Origin of the sequence: Ignisphaera cupida, assembly GCF_030186535.1 — an archaeon.
In the GTDB taxonomy this organism is placed as follows: Archaea; Thermoproteota; Thermoprotei_A; order Sulfolobales; family Ignisphaeraceae; genus Ignisphaera; species Ignisphaera cupida.
Window position 1 is genome coordinate 1 of the sequence record NZ_JASNVW010000001.1, and the last position, 19769, is coordinate 19769.

The window sequence follows — 19769 nt, forward strand, 5'->3', positions numbered from 1 at the left end:
AAGAGCTACTGGAGGAAGAATAGTAAGCAATATCGAGGATCTAACCGAGAAAGATCTTGGTGAATGTGCACTTGTCGAAGAGAGAAAGGTTGGCGAAGATAAGATGGTTTTTGTTGAAAACTGCAAAAACCCAAGAGCAGTTTCAATAGTGTTAAGAGCAGGTTTAGAAAGATTGGTTGACGAGGCTGAGAGAAGTGTTAGAGATGCTTTAAGTGCTGTAGCAGATGTTTACAGACTTCCCAAAGTTGTTTATGGTGCTGGAGCCTTTGAAATAGAGCTAGCTAAATACATTAGAGACTATGCAAATAAAGTTGGTGGTAAAGAGGGGTTAGCTGTAGAAGCATTTGCTAGAGCATTGGAAGGTATAGTGGAAACACTCATCACGAATGCTGGTCTAGACCCTGTTGACATGTTGATGAAGCTAAGAGCAGAACACATGAAGACTGATGGGAAGTGGATAGGCGTTGATGTATTCACAGGAAAACTTACAGATGCAAAAACATTAGGCGTTGTAGAACCTTTGCTTGTAAAAACCTCAGCATTAAAAGCTGGTACTGAAGCAGCTACACTAATACTTAGAATTGATGATGTTATAGCAGCAGCTAGAAGAAAGGAGGAAGAGAAGAAGAAAGAAGAAAAGAAGGAGGAAGAGTAGAGTATTTAACTAGAAATTAAACCAATTTTTACTAGTATAGGCTCTGGTAATTCAGGTATTATAACAAGAGCTTCGCCAGGTTTTAGCGAAGGAATCACCTTCTTATATTCTTTTTTAAGTATTGATAACCCCAACAGAGTTTTTATATCAATTGAAGATTTTATGGCGTGAATTATCCTAGTATTTGCATTTCTTAGAACAACAGGTGCTAATAATGAAGGTGTTTGAGTAACAATAACAAATCCCACACCCCATTTTCTAACCTCAGCAATTAAATTAGATATTGGATTATTCTTAGTAAAGATATTGTGTGCTTCATCCACTATTATTAGCAACGGTTTTTCAACTTCATTGTACTGAGCTTTTAATGTAGCAGTTTTTATAGCTATTGACGCTAAAATTCTTTTAACACGTGTATTAGGAATTGAGGACACATCAAATACTAATATCTTGCCTTTCTCTATTCCTACTTCTCTTACTCCTCTCCACTTTATATTCAAATACTCACTTGATAAAACCTTCAACTTTCTAATTAAGGCCTCTCTCGACTCTGAAACCCATCTTGCTGAAAGAGATGTGTTTTGTATAATATCCATTAGAAGATCTATATCATAAAGTTCCAACGCTTTTTTATTCAACAATGCTTTTATAGCTTCTTCCAATATATGCACTTGTGGTGGTGTTAACTCAAGAACATTTTCTAGAATTTCTATAAATGCTAATGGTTCGTATTCGATAATGCTTTTTAAATTTAAAAATGATGGTATAGTTCCCTCTACAGGATTTGTATATTCAATATTGTTGCAATCACTCAACAGTGAAGCATATTCGCCGTGCCAATCAATAATAAAAACTGTGTAGTTAATTCTAGTAGCTTCACGAGCTATTATTGAGGCTGTAGTCGATTTTCCACTTCCAGTAGCACCAACAATTATAATGTGCTTCACTAAATGCTCTGGTTTTAATTTTGCTGTAATATTAGTTGAATGAATAATACCTAGTCTTATAGCATTATCACTATTATCAAATATTTTTGATAAATACTCGTATTTTTGAGGTTCTATATTTGGATATCCCCATTCAAAAGATAGTGGATGCTCAAGTAAAAACACATTATTAATATTGTTTGAATCCATTCTTTTTGAAAATACATTTAATAACCACTTCAGTGGATTCTCTATTGAATCTCCATATAGACACCTCTTCAAAATGTTAATAGCACTTTCTGATTTCTCTACTTTGCAATTAATACTGTTATTAGATAGATTTTCAATGATGGAACATATCACATCTGCTTCTTTATTTATCTCATTTTTTTCTTTTGACAATACCATTATATATGTAGAAACTTTGTTGGAATCTAAACAACTTAGTAAAAAATATCGTTGATTAGCATTTACAACTCTATTTAGCAAGGATTCTAATATCCTATGTTCAATGTTTTTCACATATTCATGTTCAACTTTACCTCTGCTAACATATCTCAACGAAACTACAAGACTATATGTAATAGCCTTTGGATAAGATTCAATGCGCAAAACATTATCATCATATTTCTCAATATAAATTGAAAGACCATTATTTTTGGTGCTGTGCATCACAACCCCATAATTCATAATAATAAAAATAAAATGTAAACAATAGATAGCTATTATTAAAAATTTGTACAAATTACTCAACAAAATACATCAACATCATAGCTTATGATTGAACCCAGAAAATTTCATCCAGCCTAGGATGTTTTTAATTCATCCCAGGTTCATGAATTACTACTGAGCCTGATCATATAAAGTTCAAATCTATGAACATAGTAACGGCTTAGAACATTATCTTCTTGTTCATTTTTAGAAAATAATATAGTTATCAATTCATATAAGCTTTTCTCTTAATCGCTAAAATTTAGCTTTGTTTCATAGAAATTGCTAAAATTTTCAATACTCAAATAAATTTAAACCTTGTTTAAATAACTCAAGCTTGGCTAGGAAAACTCTGTTTTATCACATCTTAATGAGCTAGGCTAATGAGACATTTTAACATAAACTTTATCCATTATATTAAAGCCTGAGATCAAATTTTCATTTGTTACTGAAATTATTATTAAGAAGCCCCACAAACTTATGTACATGTTTGTATTGTTATTCTCAGCTTTCTTCGCAATGATGAATCCATGGGCTACAAAATCCTTTCCTTCAATATATTGTGGCAATTCTTTTGAGAGAATAAATGTAATTTCCTCCTTAGGTTTAAAAAGATTTAACTTTCTATGAATATCCATCTTAATTTCAACTTCATTGCTACATTTCATTTCAAGTATTTGAATATCTGGTATACGAGATTTTGACACATCCTCTATAATACATTTTAGCATTAAACTCATACCATGTTACCTAATCAAATTTTATTTGTAAAGTATTTACATAGCGTGTGTTAATAAACCTAATTCTCACTTATGTGACCACTAACAAAAGCGAATAGATCTAATTAGCAATTAAAAACATTTATTAAAGCTTTTATTTCTATATTTCAATAACATAGATGTGTGGTGATGCTTATTGAGCTATAGTAGTAGAAGCATTGTTGGAGAACTTGCGAAGAATATAGACAAGAAAGTGTTGGTTAGACTAGTTGATGGAAAAACATATATTGGTAAACTAATTTCCTTTGACCAAAACTCTCTTCATATTGTGTTAGGCAATGTTGAAAGTAGTGATGGTGGAAAATACTACAGAGTTATAGTTAATGGGTCGAGAATTTCGGAGATAATAATTCAAGAGCAGCCAATATTTAATGCAGAAGAATTTGCATCACTACTAATTTCAAAACTTGGATTGCGAGCAGATGTTGTAAAAATTCTTTCTGATACAAATTCTGTTATAGTTTATGATAGAATAAGAGTTAGTGAGGCTGGTGTTGAAGGCTCTGGTAGTCTTGCTCAAAAAATCTATGAAATATACAATGAGTATATAGAAAGCAAGAGAAAAGGCTGAAATAAGTTGTTTTGAAATTAGAGATCAAGATCTTGCAGGCAGAATAGGAAGATTAAAAACAAGATCAGGAACAATTGAAACTCCTTACATATTTCCTGTGATCGATCCATCTCTTAAAGAGCAATTTATTAAGCCTTCTGAGCTAATGAATATGGAATTCAATGCTATAATTACAAATGCATATTTATTGAAAAAGCATTTTCCACATGTAAAAAATATACATAGTCATTTAAATTTTAATGGAGTTATTATGACTGATTCAGGTGCTTATCAAATTCTTAGATATGGCAAAATAGATGTGAGTAATAAAGAAATTATAGAGTATCAATGTTTCATTGGAAGCGATATTGGAGTTATACTCGATATTCCAACAAGATTTGATGTAAGTAAAGAAGAAGCTTATAATAGTGCAAGAGAGACATTGAATAGAGCAAAGGAAGCACTTAGTATAATATCTGGTGAAGCTTGCAGAAATACTTTATGGACCTTACCTATTCAAGGTGGGATTTATTTAGATGTTCTCAGCGAATCTGCAGCAAAATCTGTAGATTTATTTTATCAAGGTTTTAGCATTTTTGCACTAGGAAGTCCAACAACACTACTTGAGCAGTATTTATTCGATAAAGTAATTGACATGATATTCACTGTTAGATCAAAATTGCCATTTGCTGCTCCTCTTCATTTATTTGGTGCTGGACACCCACTGATATTGCCTTTTGCTGTAGCCCTTGGTGTAGATCTGTTTGATTCTGCTAGTTATATACTCTATGCAAAGGACAATAGATACATCACGCGAAGAGGAACTTATAGACTTGAAGAGCTAGACTATGCTCCATGCCAATGCCCCATATGTTCAAAACATTCACCAAAGGAATTATTAGAAATGACAAAAAATGAAAGAATAAGGCTTCTTGCAATGCATAATCTGTATGTAATTAAAGAGGAAATAAATGAAATTAAACAAGCCATAAAGGAGGGTAGGTTTTGGGAATACCTAGAATTTAAAGCAAATGCTCATCCATCTACTAAGAAAGCATTTACAACAATTCTTAAGTATGTAGAATATCTTTACAAGCATTCACCATTGTCAAAACCAAATGCTAGAGCAGTCTTAATTTTGTCTGAATATTCTATATTTAATCCGAGAATTGTTCACGCCAAAAGAAAAATGCTGTCTGAGGGAATTCATAGTAACAAAGATGTATTGATATTTCTTCCCTACATATTTAAAGAAAAATATGAAGTTAGAGACCTCATAAAAAGTCTTACAAAAGAAATTGATATGAATACTCAAAAAATAGGTGTATACCTCTACTATCCAGTTATAGGGGCTGTGCCCTGGGAGCTCAGACATGTCTATCCATATTCTCAGTTTGAGCTTAGTTTAGATAAGCTTACAGAAAACATTGTTATTGATTTAGCTCATCACATCTTCAAAATCATTATGATGTCGAAAAATGCTTCAATAATATATTTAGTAAGTAGTGGAGAAGAATGGCAAGAGGAATTGTATAAAAAGATAGTTAAACTAGTAGAAAACTCTGGTAAGAGATCTTCAATTAAATTCTTATTATTTGATAAACAGTAGCTAGGTGTGCATAACACTTTCTTTTTTCTCCAACCCTAGCAACATTTCTTGCACGCTTCTCTCTAACTCCTCAATTTTTTCGGCATACTTTATGAGCTCTTCAACATCAACTGATATATCTAGCAATGAGTTTAAAGCCTTAATAGCTATGGCAGTTGCTCTATGATCAACACTTTCAGGCTCTGTATATGGGAATATGGCTATGGCTGGTATATTATTTTTTTCTAGTTCTATTAACAACGATGCTATTGGCCCCACGATATATGCACCTTTTATAAAGTAAGGCTTATCTAATGTAACATTGCTTGCTTTTGTTTTTAGCCATCTAAATTCTTCATTTCCTTCACGAAAACGTATATCAAGTCCTCCTACTAGATATACACATTCTATTTTCAAGCTTTTTAACAATTTAGTAAATGCTTTAACAAAACTCGTTAAGTATCTTCTATCTGGATTTATTCTATTAAGCAACACAGTTATGCCTAAATTATTCAAATCCTTAAAGAATACTTCATGTGGCATGCTCAATCCATATTCTTCAACAGATGTAAAGTCTGGAATGTATGGAGGTTCTATGTATCCTATTAAACTCATGGCAAGTTTTGACACCAAGTATCTTGTTGTTAAATATCCTACTGTGCCAAATCCTTGAAAACCAGTAATTAAAACCATTTTCTCCTTTACTATGCTATTAGTATTGACAAGTAACCTTAGGTTATATTTTCTCTTCACAACCATCACCTTTCTACTTTTTCACGAACTTGCACCGCAGGACCTCTTAAACTAGTTATCATTGCCTCATAACTAATAATCGCTCTTCCCACACCTATGAGATTATCTTCTTCATCTACTATTAAGACTTCATCAAATGGCTTTATATTTTCATCACCTTGTATAACATGTTTTGAAAAAATAGTGTGAGATCCCATTATATCAGGCACAATTTCGTTAATTACTACAATACGGTGCTTTGGAAATGGTATTACTTTATGGAGCAAGATGGCTAGTGGAATGTGAGGTATTAATCTAAAGTCAGAAGCTCTAATAAAAGCAAACATCTCATTTCTATACATTATTGCTCTTAATCTTTTTGTTTTTTTAGAATAGCAAAAGGATAAGTCATCTAGGTTAAGATTCTCTACAATTTTTTGTGTATAGTCTCCATAAAAATAGTTTAGCAGCAATATTAGCATGTCTATTTCATCTCTTGTAGGTTTGGAGCAATATTGGATTTTGCTAAGAGAATTTGACATGTGTAAATCACAAATATACTTATAGGTGATATTCTATTGCTTCTCTACTTTGTGACATGGATTGAGCAATACCTGCATAAGGTCTAAATCTTTTCTTCAAAACTTTTTCTATTGCATATAGAAAATCCTTTCTTTCTATAACCAATCTATTGCTTCTTATAGCATGTAAAGCAGCTTCTGTACATATTGCTCTTATATCAGCTCCTGTAGCACCTTCTGTCATCTTAGCTAATTCTACTAAATCAACATCTATTGCAAGTGGCATTTTTCTTGTATGGATTTTAAATATTTCATAGCGTCCTTTTATATCTGGTAGTGGTATTTCAATTATTTTATCGAATCTGCCAGGTCTTAGAATGGCTGGGTCCAATATATCAATTCTATTAGTTGTTGCAATAATCTTGACATTGTCTAAGGGGTCAAAACCATCTATTTCAGCTAGCAGCTGTGTTAGTGTTCTATGTATCTCTCTTTCACCACTTGTTCCCACATCAAGTCTTTTAGCAGCTATTGCATCTATTTCATCTATTAGTACTATTGCTGGTGCTTTTCTTCTAGCTAATGCAAAAACTTCTTTAACAAGTCTAGCACCTTCACCAATAAATTTCTGTGCAAGTTCTGATGCCACAATTCGAATAAATGTTGCATTACTTTCGTGCGCAACTGCTTTTGCAAGAAGTGTTTTTCCACAGCCTGGAGGACCATAGAGTAAAACCCCTTTTGGAGGCTCTATACCCATAGCCTTAAATATAAACGGGTTTTTCAATGGTAGCTCAACAACCTCTCTAATCTCAGCTATTTGCTGCTCCAAACCTCCAATATCGCTATATGTGACATTAGGTCTTTCAATAACCTCAAATACCCTAACACTAGGATCTTCAACTCTTGGCAAAACCTCTACAATTGCTGAACCTCTTTGATTTAGGGCGACAGAAACACCAGGTCTTAATTTTGATTTATCAACAACCTCTAAAACATTAACTATTAACACAGGTCCTGATGAACTTCTTACAATAGCTCTTCCATCCGGCAAAACATCTATCAATGTTGCTTCTACAAGAGGTGGTGCAGTAAGTTTTTCTAGCTGAGATTTATAATATTCAAGCTCTTCCTTGTATTTAAATAGCAGTTCTCTTAGTGTGGAAATATCTAGCATATCTATGTTTATTTCCGCATTATCCTTGTATTTATCGATACTATTCTCAAATTCCATTTCAATACTTCGCCTCTATTTCTCCTAAGATACTTAAATAATTTAAAGCTAAAAACATTTTTCCCAGATACTTATATAGGTGAGCGCAACTGGGAATAAGCAAAAACATTGTTTACTGCGAATTGTGTGGCGAGCCCATCACCAATGGAAAACAACACAAAGTCTCTATAGACAATACCATATTGACGGTGTGTGACAGCTGCTTTATTAAACTAAGCAAAAATAAGTTTGATGAAAAAACAAACAAAAAAGCAACACAGAAAAAGCCTAGTACAGCAAGCATTATATCCAAACAAGTGCAGAGCTTGAAAACTCAAGTATCATCAACTCAAATCAAAAAAAGGAGCACCATTTCATATGATCGCTATGAACTTGTTGATGACTATGCTGAAAGAATAAAAAAGGCTCGTGAATCATTAGGATGGTCACAGTCTACACTAGCTGTAAAAGCTAAGGTTAGTGAAAACATTATTAAGAGGATAGAAAGTGGAAAGCTTCGACCATCATTTGACTTAGCTAAAAAACTTGAGGAAATTCTAAACATAAGGCTTCTTGTACCTATAGTTGAAGAAGAGCTAAAAAAAGGTAGAGACATAGTAAAAGAGGTTACATTAGGAGAGATTGTGAATATTAGAGGAGAAAAGGAGTAAGTACTAGCATAATGGGGATTGATAATTAAAGAGAATACAATTTTAGTTATTAAGAAGGAAGATATGCAATACATAGATGAAATTGTTGCAGTGGTTAAAGAAGCAGGGTTTGAGCCCAAGCTTGTTGTTAAAATATCGAAAATCGATACAAGCTGCTACCTTACATACGGCAAAATATTGAAACTTAAATATGAAATGGAGAGCAACAATGTAAAAAAGCTTTGTATATATGATAATTTGAAGCCTAGGCAGATAACGTGTTTGATGAAGGAATTGAATGCAGAAATCATTGACCATGTTATGTTATTGCTTAAAATATTTCAAATGCATGCAGGTTCTAAAGAGGCGTTGCTTCAAATTGAAATGGCTCGACTTTTGCATGAATTACCTCTCATTAGGGAATGGATTAGAAGAAGCAAAATGGGTGAATTACCTGGTTTCCTTGGTGGAGGCAGATATGCTATAGATGTTCAGTATGAGCATGTAAGAAGAAGAATAGCTAGGATACGAAAAGAGTTAAGTGAGATAAGAGCTAGGAGACAAATTGAAAGAGAAAGAAGAAGAAGTTCTGGATGGATACATGTAGCAATAATAGGCTACACTAATGCAGGAAAGACATCACTTTTCAATGCTTTAACTAATCTAAACAAACCAACTGGAAATGAAATGTTTACTACATTAACACCAAAATCATATGCTATAAATATTTGCAGTGAAGATGCAGAGAAAATTGTATTGGTAGATACAATAGGATTTATTAAGAAATTGCCTATTGAAATTATTGAAGCATTCAAAGTTGTTCTTGAGGAAATAAGACATGCGGACATATTACTACTTGTTATAGATGTTAGTAAAGATTTTGCCTCTATACATAACGAAATTGATTCTTCGCTTAACATTTTAAGTAATATAGGCTTTGAAGGCAAACCTATGATTATTGCCTTAAATAAGATAGATCTTTTAAATTCTCAACACAAAAAAGAGGGAAACATTGATGAAATTATTGAGGCTATTCACAAATATTTGCTAAGTAGAAATGTAAATGTGATAGGAATTATCCCAATTTCTGCTTTAAAAGGTTTAAACATAGATACATTAAAGGAGTTTATATGTCGAGCTGTATCTCAGTTGAAGATCTTAAAAAACATGTATATGTATTAAGGCTTGGCCATAGACCTCAAAGAGATCGTAGAGTCACAACACATGTTGCACTTGTTGCTAGAGCTTTTGGTGCTAGGGGAATCTACATAGCTAATGTTATTGACAAAAATGTTAAACAGTCCGTAGATAAGGTTATTAAGAGGTGGGGAGGATCATATTTTGAAGTAATAGATGGTGTTAACCCATTTGAGATTATAAAGCAATACAAAAAAGAAAAATCATGTATTGTTCATTTAACTATGTATGGACTCCCAATAGATAAAGCAATTACAAATATTATAGAGGAATGCGAAAAGATTTTAGTTATTGTTGGTGCTGAAAAAGTTGAGAGAGTTTTTTATGAATTGGCTGATTATAATATAGCTATAGGAAATCAACCACATTCAGAGGTTTCTGCGTTAGCACTATTTTTAGATAGATTATGGCAAGGACGTGAAATGAATTTATGTTTCCCTGACGCAAAATATTATATTGTACCAAGTGCTAAAGATAAGATGGTGAAACGAGTTGAGAGATAGCGAACTACTTAAAATTATAGAGCAAATGTATGGAGCTAGTGGAAGAAAGGTTTTAGAAACTCTTTTAAATTCCTCTAGCGGCAAAACAATTGATGAAATTGCACAAGAAACAGGTATCAGAGTAAATGATGTGAGAAGACTATTGTATGAGATGAGTAGTGGAGGATTTGTTGCATATATTCGTAGCCAACGAGGCGAAAGTCATTGGTATAATTATCGCTGGTTTTCAAACTACTCAATGATTAAAGCTGCTATATCAAGAAGAATTAAGGATGTTATTAGGGTTTTACATGAGAGATTAAACTATGAATCAAATAATACATTCTATATATGCCCAAATGATTTCAGCATATACACATTTGATGAAGCATTTGAAAACAATTTTCAGTGTATACACTGTGGTTCAGATCTTGTAGAATTCAATAACAAACTTATAACATCTTATTTAACTAATGTCCTTGAGAAGCTTAGAAAAATCAATAACAATCATTTGGCTGATTTAAATAATGAAGCCTAGAATCATAGACTTGTTTTGTGGAGCTGGAGGTTTTTCAAGAGGATTCAAAGAATCAGGATTTAATATAGTTTTTGCTATAGATAATGATCCTGCATGTGGAAAGTCATATAAAACAAACTTTCCTGAAGCAATAGTACTTATAGATGATATAAAAAATGTTTCGGGTTCTGACATAACCTACTTTACCCAGGGCAAATATGATGTAGTCATTGGAAGTCCTCCATGCGAACCTTTTACAGGAGCTAATCCTAATAGAGAACGCGATCCTCTTGATAGACTTTACAAAGATCCAATAGGTAGATTAACACTTGAGTTTATTCGAATTGTTGGTGAGCTAAAGCCCAAGGTATTTGTGATGGAGAATGTTCCTGCAATTTTAGATGAACCAATAAGAAATAGTTTGATTTATGAATTTCAATATGTGGGATATAACCAAATATATTTTAATGTTCTTGATGCTGAGAAATATGGAACACCAAGTAGAAGAAGAAGAGTTTTCATATCAAATGTTCCAATAAATCCAAAACCTGTAAAAAGACTTATACGTGTTATAGATGCATTAAGCGATTTGCCACCACCGTCGCAATCCAATATTCCAAATCATGAGTATGTACCTATATCAGATAAGAAAATGAAGAAAATATCAAGATTGCGACATGGCAAAGCCCTATATTATTACTATGGCGATTCAAAGGTGCTTCCAAATTTCATTAAGTTAGACCCTTATAGAATTGCTCCAACAGTTCTTGGATCCTCTAGATTTATACACCCATTTGAGAATAGACTTTTAACAGTTCGTGAACAAGCTAGGCTCATGGGGTATCCTGATGACCACATATTTTTTGGTGGAAAAGATCAACAATTTAATCAAGTTGGGGAATCTGTACCTCCAACACTATCATTTGCCATAGCAAAATTTTTAATGGAAACAATGTTCAAATAATCACTGTGTGAAGTAGATTATGACAAAAATATACTTAGTTGCGCACGCTCCATCAAGTCCGTATAGACTAATAGACCTAGCTAAACTTGCTTATTCATTTAATTTCATCAACGGATTTGTAGTTGTGAAACCTGTTGGCCTGGCTGCGCAAAATGGTCTTCCAGAAGTATTTAAGTTAGCTTATAAGCATGGTAAATCACTTTTCGTATTATCACAATTAAGAGAGTTAAAGGATCTTTTATCAATTGAAATGCTAGTATTCATTATTCAAGGACACAAAGATGCACCTGACATAGAAAATGTAATAAATCGAAATGTAAGTTCTTTGGCAATTATAGTTCAAGCTGGGGAAACACCATTTAATAAGGAGGATATCTCATTGGGCTACGTTTCTAAAATTAGTGAAATGAGTGAAATTTTTTCGCCTAATGCTGTTGCAGAGGCTGCTGCTGCTCTTCTAAAGATTTCAAAGATTCTAAGGTAGATGCAAGTGGAGAATGTAATTGTTGTTGATGCTAATGCTAGAGGAGAGGGTAGAAGAGTTTCAACATTAGATGTTATAGGTGTAGGCCCAAGACTAATAACATCAATTATAAAGACGTTTGGTCTTAAAGCTACTTTATATCCATATGAAGCTATTTTCAACAATGAAGAAATTCTGAAGGAATTCGATGCCATAGCCATATCATTTATGATTAGTGATTATAAAGCTGTAAAAAGACTTGTCAGCAAATGGAAAAGGATTAATGGAGGTATAGTAGTTCTTGGTGGACCTGGCACATTAAGTCAATCAATATTAAGATTGCTCGATTTTTCAATTGCATTTAAGGGAGAAGCTGAGGTTACACTACAAAAACTTTTGTCGAAGTTTAAAACATTTACTGAAGCATACTATGAATTATCCAAATCAAAGAATATACTAAAGGGATTAGCAATAAAAAATGGTGAAAACATTTTAGATGGTGGCATAGGCGAGTGGACACCTAAACAAATGCTGAATATAATACCCGAAATTAATGACCTTAAAAATTACCCATTTTTCTGGGCATCAAGAGTTTATGTAGAGACTGTTAGAGGTTGTAGTAATTTTCGAAGAGCTATTCAAACATTTGATGGTAAATACTGCAATAATTGTCACATATGCTACAAGGGCTCATTAAGCCTTAGAATCAATTGTCCTATGAATATACCTCCAGGCTGTGGCTATTGTAGCGTGCCTATGATTCATGGACCTGCAAGATCCCGCAATCTGTATAGCATAGTTGAAGAAATTGAGAAACTGATAAACATAGGTGTAAGTAGAATAGTGTTAAGTGCTCCTGATTTTCTAGATTTTGGAAGAGATGATTTAGTAGAGGGTCCTCTTACAGATCCCTGCAAACCTTCACCAAATATTAAAGCATTAGAAGATTTGTTGAGTAAAATATCTAAGATCAAAGCTATTGCGGAAGAAAAAGCCGTTGTATTAATTGAGAATATAAAGCCATGTTTAGTTAACAATGATGTAGCAGAGGTTCTAGGGAGATATGTAAAAGATACTGCAATATATATTGGCTTAGAAAGTTGTAGTGATGATTTACTAGAAAAAGTTGGAAGACCTTCAAAATGCTTCGAAAGTATCAATGCTATTAAGCTGCTTAAAGAACATAGGCTTAGACCATATGTTTATCTTATGCATGGACTGCCTTTTGAAAAGGATGAGGATATATTGAAAACAATTCAAACTATTGATTTGCTTAGGGATTTAGGTGTAGAAAGAATAGTTTTGTATAGATTTACACCATTGCCATATACAGCATTCGAATTTGCCCCAAGACCAAAAGCAGCTATTTTTGATCCCTTAAGAAAGATTTTATATGACAAAGTAAAAGAATTTAATATTAATCAAAAAAAGAATTTCATAGGCAAATTAATGAAAGCAATCATAGCTCATAAATATGGTAAGAAGAAAGGATATCTCATAGCATATCCAATGAAACATGGACCTGTTGTTATTGTTAAAGGATCTAGTAGCTTAATTGGACATAGAGTTACCATTAGAATAACTAATGTAATTAGTGATCGAGTTGTATTTGGAGAAATTATCTATGTTCATGAAAAACATATTTGATATATTTCCATATAGTATTAATTGAAAGTACTAGGATATGTATTAGTTAATTTTAGTAAATATCCTTATAATCTCAGTATAATATAGAAACATCTAGAGGATGAGAGCATTGGTAAGAATATCAACAATAGAACTTGAAACATTTGAAGACATGATACTAATGCTGCACTCTCGCATGTCAGCGGTTAGCATGACCTCATCACTTATGTGTACAGACAAGAATTGCTTCACTATAATAAGTGCTGGAGATGAGCAAGTATTTATAATATCATCTCCACCTCCAGCTACAAAATGTCGTTTTGCATTTGTGGATGATTTTGGAAAAGTTAAGTGTAGTGAAACTCCGCCTACAGGTAGACCAATAGTATTTGTAGTTTCTGTGAAAAATATTAAGGAATCAGACAGTATTTTAAAGGCGTTACTTACATGATTCAATTATATTAAAAAAATCCATAAAGAAAAAACATTTTTAACGTCTACACAAAAGTAAATTTTGGGGTATTAAATAGCTAGTGCGGGGGTGCCCGAGCCAGGTCAAAGGGGTCGGGCTGAGGCCCCGATGGCGTAGGCCTGCGTGGGTTCGAATCCCACCCCCCGCATCAAAACATAATTAACTAATGTGATTGTATTATGAGTTATAGCTGGGAACCTAAGTGGATAAGACGAAAAATTAAACTTGCAGAAAGTATTGAAATCGAGACATGTTATGATGAAGCAACAACTCTATTTCTGTGTCCTCTATGTATAGACATAACTAAGGTATGTCCTAGCTATACTGATTATTCAAATATTATACCCGAAAAATCTCTGTACTTTTTCTCAATAGAGGATTTAATGCATCATATGAGAACACATGGCAGGGAAGGAGATGTGAGCAAGCTTTATATTGTTCAAACCGAGTCTGAGGAAATGGAAGAGGAAGAAGCAGAAGAAGAATAGATGTTAAGAATTAGCAACTTAGTGTTTTGTACATATACTATTGTAAACATTGCTATTTAGTTTTAGCAATGCTATGAAAACTACCCTATAAGCTTCAGCACTTCTATTTGACGCAATAAACAGTTTAAATGGTTGTGAAATTCCTGCATATGCTAAGCTATATAGCGATTGATTTACATTCTTAATTGTTGCATATATGCCATAAGATTCAAAATATTTTGATTCAAGTACTGGTTCAACAACAACTGTGAAGCTAGAGCCTATAAGCTCATAGCCTAGTACCCATGGCACAATCTTTATGTTGTATGATGGATACATTTTTGAGAATGTTTGAAGAATAGACCATGCATAGAGTCTTGGCATAGTAGCATTTAAAACAGTTGAAGAATTCCAATTAAGACCTATTTCTACAGTATACTGGCTTCCTCCTACATATACTCTTTTTGCAACAACCCACTTATTTGATGCTAACTCATTATATCCTCCTAGTGATGATGCTGATGCAGGATAACTTGTAATTGTGGTAAGAGGTATGCTTAAAGGTGATGAGCCTGTTGCTAAATATATTATTGCACTAATGAATTTTGCCATATCCCCGAAACTAAATTGCGATGGCGAGTTCAGACCTATGTAAACATTTTTTGAAGAGTAATTAACATAAACATCTATAGGGCTAAATATGAGCACATAAACATCGCTTTTCTTGCATATGCCAAATTGATTTAGATATTGCAAAGCGCTTTCATATGGCATGGTAAAGAATTGTGCAAGAACATGTATTCTCGTAGAATTTATTGTTGCACCATCAGCAACAGTAGATCTATTGCCTATAACAGATATCCAGTAGCCATAATCCCACCAGCTTAGTATTAAAGCGTTTGGCGATGTATTAAACCTTATGAATTTTAACGTGTCAAGCCAAACAGTTGTTGGTAAGAAGAAGCCCTCTGCTCTTGAAATCATTGTATAGGAGATGTAGTATTGATTGCTTTCAGCAAATGCTACAGGTATTGATGCTATAAGCACTATAATTGCAACAATAATTCCAATAATCTGCATAAAAGAAACTTTAACTCTGGTTAAACGACCAACAACTCTAATTTCAGGTTTTAAATATTGAAACAAAACACCCAGAGACAAACCCACACATGCAGCTGTTACAAGTTTCATGTAATCAACAAAATAGCTTAAATTATATGTTGCATACCATGTTAAACCAATCCATATCAACATTATTAGCAAGCTAATGGTCTTTGATTTAATTAAAATGTAAATTGTCATTGGTATGAGTATAAATATCATTAACATAAGTGTTAATATCATATATTGAGGCAATGAACCAAGCTCATACAGAGGCTGGTACTCAGCTACAGTTGCAGGTACACCAGGAGGCCTTATTCCCAGGCCAAGCATGATCTTTCCAGCAATTGGAATAAACTTTGTGAATTGTTCATAAAGTCCTGGAACAGTATCAAACAATATTATGAGAGTTCCTGCTAGTATTATTGAAGCCACAAAAATTGCTGCATATATCTTCATAGCTTTTCTTCTTTTAAATAAGATGTGAAGAAGCCAAGCAAAAACAAAAATTGCTAACGCAATGTAATATGCTATTGCAAGTACAAATCTTCCACCGTGATATGTTGGCATTAAATACATGACAATGAATGGTATTGTTGATTCTATAGCAAAACCAGTTAAATATTCTTTGAAGACAGTTTTTGAGGATAAATCTTTAACAAAGGGCAAAAAAATCATTGATGCATATACCGGTATTGCTGTAAGTCCAATACCTGTCCACACACTAGCGCCATATGCAAGTGCAATACCAGCAAGAGCAAAATTATATATTTTAGGGGATTTCAAAGCTCTAAAATGTAGCCATAGCGCTATAGGGGCTATGAACAATCCAAATGAGTATTTAACTGTAAATCCTGCTACTTCTCTACTAATGAAGAATAGCGAATAAATCAATGCAGCTGTTATTGACGCGATTTTGCTGTTTGTTACTTCATTTACAGTTAATGCAATAAATATTGTTACAAGAGCTCCCATTACCGGAGGTAAAATCGCCATTAAATCATATAATGAAACTCCAAAAGATTTAAAGATTTCATATAGCAAGTATATAGTTAGTATATGCCCTTGTAAATCAGATGCAAAAACATTTCTACAAGAAGGATACCAAAACACACATGTAGCTGGGTTAGTGCTTGTAAGACTAGTCCATGATTGTAATCCATTTTTATCAAGATATGACACAACCCAATAATTAAAGAATGTATCGAGTTCATCCAATTTAGCTTCAGGATAAACAGATGCTATACCAGAACTTGTCACATTGAAATATTGTTGCATTCGCAACCAAAAGGCAATGAAAGCTATCAATACTACAACAATGGCTGTAACAATTCTTGAATGCTTATCCCAAAGCCTGTAAACCAAGATAAAAATGTTGTTTTTCACAAAGTATCACCACAAAGTCATTTCATTTATTTTCAATTCCATGTGTTGAATTCCAATCTCATTTTCTTAGCCAAGGTTTTCCATTATCGAATTCTGAAGTACTCATTATGTGTTGTATTAGATGGGGTATAAAAACTTTACAAGTTTTTCATCACCATAATCATTTTATGATTAACAAATATTGATAATGTGATTAGGTCAACAGTATATGAAGTTTCTTTCCACTATTCAATAATACATTCTTCTTTACAAGAACCTTATATATAATGCTTAAGTTTTCGATATTTGTTATTGCTAACTTTAAAATACTTAAAATATATCAATGACTTTTAAAGCTCTTGATGCAACAAAGCTGAAAACTTTAAGGGAATATATTAGCATACACGATAGTTCTCATTGCTATGACTCTTCAAAACTTCAACACCATATTCGCTTTTTATAATAATGGTAATTTTCTTATTTACATTGCCATTTAATATTTCATTTAATAACTTTATGTTTTGCATGTTATTTTCACTACTTGCTATCTGCTCCAATAGTTCTAGAACATACAATAATATTGCGTCAATGGTTAGTATGTTTCCAAACTTTAGCTGAGATACTTCAATTTTTATGTTAATCTCAGAAATTTCTATAATTGAGTCCTCAGGTACATAAATAAGTGTGTTAAGATCTTGAGGAGTTGCTATTTCAATTGCAATACACTTATTTGAGAAAGATGTAGCTATTGGAATTATAGTTGAAGTTTTAAATCCGCAATTCTCACATTTCATTGTCATAATAATGATTTTTTCATTGGGAGGTGTTTCATATGTATATATGTTAATTGTTGCTATAGAATTACATACAGGACATTTTTCCGTGCCTATTACAAAAGGCTTTGCATTATTTAATTGATCTTCAGTATTCATATAAACCACTATCTATGAGCTAAAGTTTCATTAACGGCATTGTAGCTAAACCTTGTTTAAGGTTACTTAAGCCTTGAATAAGATTGGTAAATATCAAAAAATTAATGTGTCTAAAGGTAAAGAGATTTAATGTTCCTTCACAACCCTTATTATCTTACCTTTTTTACTCTCTTTCTTCTTCTTCAATCTAATTTCTAAAACACCATTCTTATACACAGCCTCAGCAGAATCAACATCAACTTCTGTTGGCAGCTCTATTTCTTTCTTATATTTTCTATCATGATTAGATCCCTCAACAACTATATGGCGATCATCAAGTGCTTCAACCTTTATTTTATTTTCGTCAACACCTGGCATTTCAAGAACTACTCTAATTTTGTCTTCCTCTTCATAAATGTCAACCAAAGGCTCAAGTTCTTCACTTACAATGACTTTTGGTCTTCCTCTTCCACTTCGTTTAACATTGCCAAATTCATAAATTTTAGGAATGCCATCAGGACCAATTTCTATTCTGAAACCATATACTATGGGTTTGCCAAATTCGCTTTTATCTAGTGGTGCAAGACCTATTCTAAAAGATCTCTCTAATTCGTTTAACTCTTCTTCTAATTCGCTAAACAAGTCATCGAATAAATCGAAAATGCTTCTTCTCCTCCTCCCCCTACGTTCTTCTGGTTCTGACATTAAAATACACCCATATTATTTGCTTCTATCAATCTATTATATTTTAACCAGAGTTATAAACACTCGTGAAAAACACTTGTACATAGCATCATTCACTATACCATGACGCAACTAAAATGTAACATTTTGAGTTTTTGCATACTTGTCTCATTACATCTACTAAATCTGCATCTAAGCTAGCAACATTATTTGTGATCTCAATGCTTAACTCAAGGACTTTCACATTTGGCATTAAAATATTTTTCAATTTATTCATAATATTTTTAGCTTCATCAAGACTTTGATAAACTCCTAGTACAGTTTTCATGCTTTCTTTAGCTACAACACCTAATGGACTTTTTCTATATATAAACCACATGCTTTTATTCACACAATGTTAATAATAATACATCTTTATTATCATTATAAATTTGTAAACAATGCTATAAAATATTTTTTTAGAGTTCAACGCCATAACATTAATGAAAAGTTAATAACATATAATTTCGTTTTTGCTTTTATTTTTGGCTTAAAGCTTTTCATAATATAAATCATTGTCATCAATGTTTCTTTATAATCGATGAAGATAAAGAATAGAAAGGATTTTTAAATTTTAATTATCTACTTTAAAAGCAAGGCTTTTAATTTTAAAACATCTTCTTGACTGATTTGGGTCACACTTTATCTAAATTTGTTTAACTATGGCTAAATCAGGAAATGAAAATAGTTTAGTGTAATAGTTATGAAGGGCCTTGTTTTAGAAGCAACAATATTTATGGGACTTGATGAAATGAGTAATGTAGCGTTGGATAATCTTAAAAAAGCTAGCCAAATTCTTTACACAAAATATGGTGTGAAATTACTTTTAAACCCAGTAAATATATGGCTTGACCCAATAAAAGCTGCTTTAAACTCGCTTCCTATCATATTTATTGGTGATAGAAAATTATTTTCTGGGTATACACCATCTATCGATGAGATTGTAAGTGAAGTTATTAAATTGATTTCAACACAGCAACATACTTATGTTGAAACATTGATGCCTGCAGGTATATTTAGAGATGATTTTGTAAATGCTGCAATAATTGAGTAGAATAAGATTTTATATCTAAGTACTTTAAACATTATTGTAGGAAAAGTAAATAGGAAATAAAATAATTAAGCATATCATATTCAATAATTAAGTCACTTACAC

The 19769-nt window shown here is 32.6% G+C and carries 22 protein-coding genes and 1 tRNA gene; 14 read left to right on the plus strand and 9 right to left on the minus strand.

Translation table 11 applies throughout. The features are described from left to right. Positions 1-655, plus strand: a 655-nt coding sequence (locus QPL79_RS00005) for a TCP-1/cpn60 chaperonin family protein (RefSeq protein WP_285272745.1), incomplete at its 5' end; no start/stop codon positions are given. Between the two features lie 5 nt (positions 656-660). Here QPL79_RS00005 and QPL79_RS00010 read toward each other — a convergent pair. Then, a complete protein-coding gene (locus tag QPL79_RS00010) occupies positions 661-2253 on the minus strand; it encodes an ATP-binding protein (protein ID WP_285272746.1) in 1593 nt (530 codons plus the stop codon). A 419-nt stretch (positions 2254-2672) separates the two neighbouring features. Next, positions 2673-3032 carry a DNA-directed RNA polymerase subunit G gene (locus QPL79_RS00015; RefSeq protein WP_285272747.1) on the minus strand — a complete coding sequence of 120 codons (360 nt, stop codon included), beginning with the start codon at positions 3030-3032 and terminating at the stop codon, positions 2673-2675. A 175-nt stretch (positions 3033-3207) separates the two neighbouring features. Here QPL79_RS00015 and QPL79_RS00020 point away from each other — a divergent pair, with 175 nt between their 5' ends. Next, the gene (locus tag QPL79_RS00020; RefSeq protein WP_285272748.1) at positions 3208-3642 is read left to right on the plus strand and encodes an Lsm family RNA-binding protein; all 435 of its coding nucleotides are present in this window, start codon (positions 3208-3210) and stop codon (positions 3640-3642) included. A 16-nt stretch (positions 3643-3658) separates the two neighbouring features. Then, the gene (gene tgtA, locus QPL79_RS00025; protein ID WP_285273386.1) at positions 3659-5230 is read left to right on the plus strand and encodes a tRNA guanosine(15) transglycosylase TgtA; all 1572 of its coding nucleotides are present in this window, start codon (positions 3659-3661) and stop codon (positions 5228-5230) included. Here the strand turns inward: tgtA and QPL79_RS00030 are convergent, their stop codons facing one another. From QPL79_RS00030 to QPL79_RS00040, 3 genes are read right to left on the minus strand one after another with little or no spacing between them, the layout of a single operon-like run. Then, positions 5231-5962: a proteasome assembly chaperone family protein gene (locus tag QPL79_RS00030; RefSeq protein WP_285272749.1), complete on the minus strand. Its 732-nt coding sequence runs from the start codon at positions 5960-5962 to the stop codon at positions 5231-5233. It lies immediately after the preceding gene. A 5-nt stretch (positions 5963-5967) separates the two neighbouring features. Further along, positions 5968-6483 carry a PUA domain-containing protein gene (locus QPL79_RS00035; protein ID WP_285272750.1) on the minus strand — a complete coding sequence of 172 codons (516 nt, stop codon included), beginning with the start codon at positions 6481-6483 and terminating at the stop codon, positions 5968-5970. Between the two features lie 19 nt (positions 6484-6502). Next, positions 6503-7639 (minus strand): proteasome-activating nucleotidase, encoded by a 1137-nt coding sequence (locus QPL79_RS00040; RefSeq protein ID WP_285273387.1) that lies wholly within the window; start codon positions 7637-7639, stop codon positions 6503-6505. Positions 7640-7818: 179 nt separating this feature from the next. On the opposite strand from QPL79_RS00040, the gene QPL79_RS00045 reads away from it, so the two are divergent. From QPL79_RS00045 to QPL79_RS00090, 10 genes are all read left to right on the plus strand, one after another. Further along, entirely contained in the window at positions 7819-8346 is a 528-nt protein-coding gene (locus QPL79_RS00045) for a multiprotein bridging factor aMBF1 (protein WP_285272751.1), read from the plus strand. A gap of 18 nt (positions 8347-8364) precedes the next feature. Next, positions 8365-9507 carry a GTPase HflX gene (gene hflX, locus QPL79_RS00050; protein ID WP_285272752.1) on the plus strand — a complete coding sequence of 381 codons (1143 nt, stop codon included), beginning with the start codon at positions 8365-8367 and terminating at the stop codon, positions 9505-9507. Then, positions 9456-10025, plus strand: a complete 570-nt coding sequence (locus tag QPL79_RS00055) for a tRNA (cytidine(56)-2'-O)-methyltransferase (RefSeq protein ID WP_285272753.1) — start codon at positions 9456-9458, stop codon at positions 10023-10025. The genes hflX and QPL79_RS00055 overlap by 52 nt, the downstream gene beginning before the upstream one ends. Then, positions 10015-10542, plus strand: a complete 528-nt coding sequence (locus tag QPL79_RS00060) for a hypothetical protein (RefSeq protein WP_285272754.1) — start codon at positions 10015-10017, stop codon at positions 10540-10542. Before QPL79_RS00055 ends, QPL79_RS00060 begins: the two co-directional genes overlap by 11 nt. Continuing rightward, positions 10532-11485: a DNA cytosine methyltransferase gene (locus tag QPL79_RS00065; RefSeq protein ID WP_285272755.1), complete on the plus strand. Its 954-nt coding sequence runs from the start codon at positions 10532-10534 to the stop codon at positions 11483-11485. The genes QPL79_RS00060 and QPL79_RS00065 overlap by 11 nt, the downstream gene beginning before the upstream one ends. Before the next feature lie 19 nt (positions 11486-11504). Beyond that, positions 11505-11969 carry a RecB-family nuclease gene (locus QPL79_RS00070; RefSeq protein ID WP_285272756.1) on the plus strand — a complete coding sequence of 155 codons (465 nt, stop codon included), beginning with the start codon at positions 11505-11507 and terminating at the stop codon, positions 11967-11969. A 6-nt stretch (positions 11970-11975) separates the two neighbouring features. Next, positions 11976-13595, plus strand: coding sequence for a B12-binding domain-containing radical SAM protein (locus tag QPL79_RS00075; RefSeq protein WP_285272757.1), 1620 nt, complete (start codon positions 11976-11978; stop codon positions 13593-13595). A gap of 109 nt (positions 13596-13704) precedes the next feature. After that, on the plus strand, positions 13705-14025 hold the full coding sequence (locus QPL79_RS00080) for a hypothetical protein (protein WP_285272758.1): 321 nt from the start codon (positions 13705-13707) through the stop codon (positions 14023-14025). 84 nt (positions 14026-14109) lie between these two features. Beyond that, positions 14110-14194, plus strand: a tRNA-Leu gene (locus QPL79_RS00085). Between the two features lie 31 nt (positions 14195-14225). Further along, positions 14226-14534 (plus strand): hypothetical protein, encoded by a 309-nt coding sequence (locus QPL79_RS00090; RefSeq protein ID WP_285272759.1) that lies wholly within the window; start codon positions 14226-14228, stop codon positions 14532-14534. An 18-nt stretch (positions 14535-14552) separates the two neighbouring features. Here QPL79_RS00090 and QPL79_RS00095 read toward each other — a convergent pair whose 3' ends face one another. The 4 genes from QPL79_RS00095 to QPL79_RS00110 form a co-directional block, all read right to left on the minus strand. Further along, positions 14553-17000: an STT3 domain-containing protein gene (locus tag QPL79_RS00095; protein ID WP_285272760.1), complete on the minus strand. Its 2448-nt coding sequence runs from the start codon at positions 16998-17000 to the stop codon at positions 14553-14555. A 374-nt stretch (positions 17001-17374) separates the two neighbouring features. Further along, the gene (locus tag QPL79_RS00100; RefSeq protein WP_285272761.1) at positions 17375-17911 is read right to left on the minus strand and encodes a hypothetical protein; all 537 of its coding nucleotides are present in this window, start codon (positions 17909-17911) and stop codon (positions 17375-17377) included. A 126-nt stretch (positions 17912-18037) separates the two neighbouring features. Next, the gene (hsp20, locus tag QPL79_RS00105; protein WP_285272762.1) at positions 18038-18595 is read right to left on the minus strand and encodes an archaeal heat shock protein Hsp20; all 558 of its coding nucleotides are present in this window, start codon (positions 18593-18595) and stop codon (positions 18038-18040) included. 88 nt (positions 18596-18683) lie between these two features. Continuing rightward, on the minus strand, positions 18684-18953 hold the full coding sequence (locus tag QPL79_RS00110; RefSeq protein ID WP_285272763.1) for a hypothetical protein: 270 nt from the start codon (positions 18951-18953) through the stop codon (positions 18684-18686). 363 nt (positions 18954-19316) lie between these two features. Between QPL79_RS00110 and QPL79_RS00115 the strand changes: the two genes are divergently transcribed. Then, positions 19317-19667, plus strand: a complete 351-nt coding sequence (locus QPL79_RS00115; protein WP_285272764.1) for a hypothetical protein — start codon at positions 19317-19319, stop codon at positions 19665-19667. The last annotated feature ends 102 nt before the right edge of the window (positions 19668-19769 follow it).

What these genes read in the sequence shown, in the direction of transcription:
- QPL79_RS00015 (WP_285272747.1), bottom strand. Translation starts at nt 3,032, where the DNA reads ATGAGTTTAATGCTAAAATGTATTATAGAGGATGTGTCAAAATCTCGT.
- hsp20 (WP_285272762.1), bottom strand. Translation starts at nt 18,595, where the DNA reads ATGTCAGAACCAGAAGAACGTAGGGGGAGGAGGAGAAGAAGCATTTTC.
- QPL79_RS00070 (WP_285272756.1), top strand. Translation starts at nt 11,505, where the DNA reads ATGACAAAAATATACTTAGTTGCGCACGCTCCATCAAGTCCGTATAGA.
- QPL79_RS00110 (WP_285272763.1), bottom strand. Translation starts at nt 18,953, where the DNA reads ATGTGGTTTATATATAGAAAAAGTCCATTAGGTGTTGTAGCTAAAGAA.
- QPL79_RS00115 (WP_285272764.1), top strand. Translation starts at nt 19,317, where the DNA reads ATGAAGGGCCTTGTTTTAGAAGCAACAATATTTATGGGACTTGATGAA.
- QPL79_RS00090 (WP_285272759.1), top strand. Translation starts at nt 14,226, where the DNA reads ATGAGTTATAGCTGGGAACCTAAGTGGATAAGACGAAAAATTAAACTT.
- QPL79_RS00065 (WP_285272755.1), top strand. Translation starts at nt 10,532, where the DNA reads ATGAAGCCTAGAATCATAGACTTGTTTTGTGGAGCTGGAGGTTTTTCA.
- QPL79_RS00035 (WP_285272750.1), bottom strand. Translation starts at nt 6,483, where the DNA reads ATGTCAAATTCTCTTAGCAAAATCCAATATTGCTCCAAACCTACAAGA.
- QPL79_RS00055 (WP_285272753.1), top strand. Translation starts at nt 9,456, where the DNA reads ATGTCGAGCTGTATCTCAGTTGAAGATCTTAAAAAACATGTATATGTA.
- QPL79_RS00100 (WP_285272761.1), bottom strand. Translation starts at nt 17,911, where the DNA reads ATGAATACTGAAGATCAATTAAATAATGCAAAGCCTTTTGTAATAGGC.
- QPL79_RS00040 (WP_285273387.1), bottom strand. Translation starts at nt 7,639, where the DNA reads ATGCTAGATATTTCCACACTAAGAGAACTGCTATTTAAATACAAGGAA.
- QPL79_RS00010 (WP_285272746.1), bottom strand. Translation starts at nt 2,253, where the DNA reads ATGCACAGCACCAAAAATAATGGTCTTTCAATTTATATTGAGAAATAT.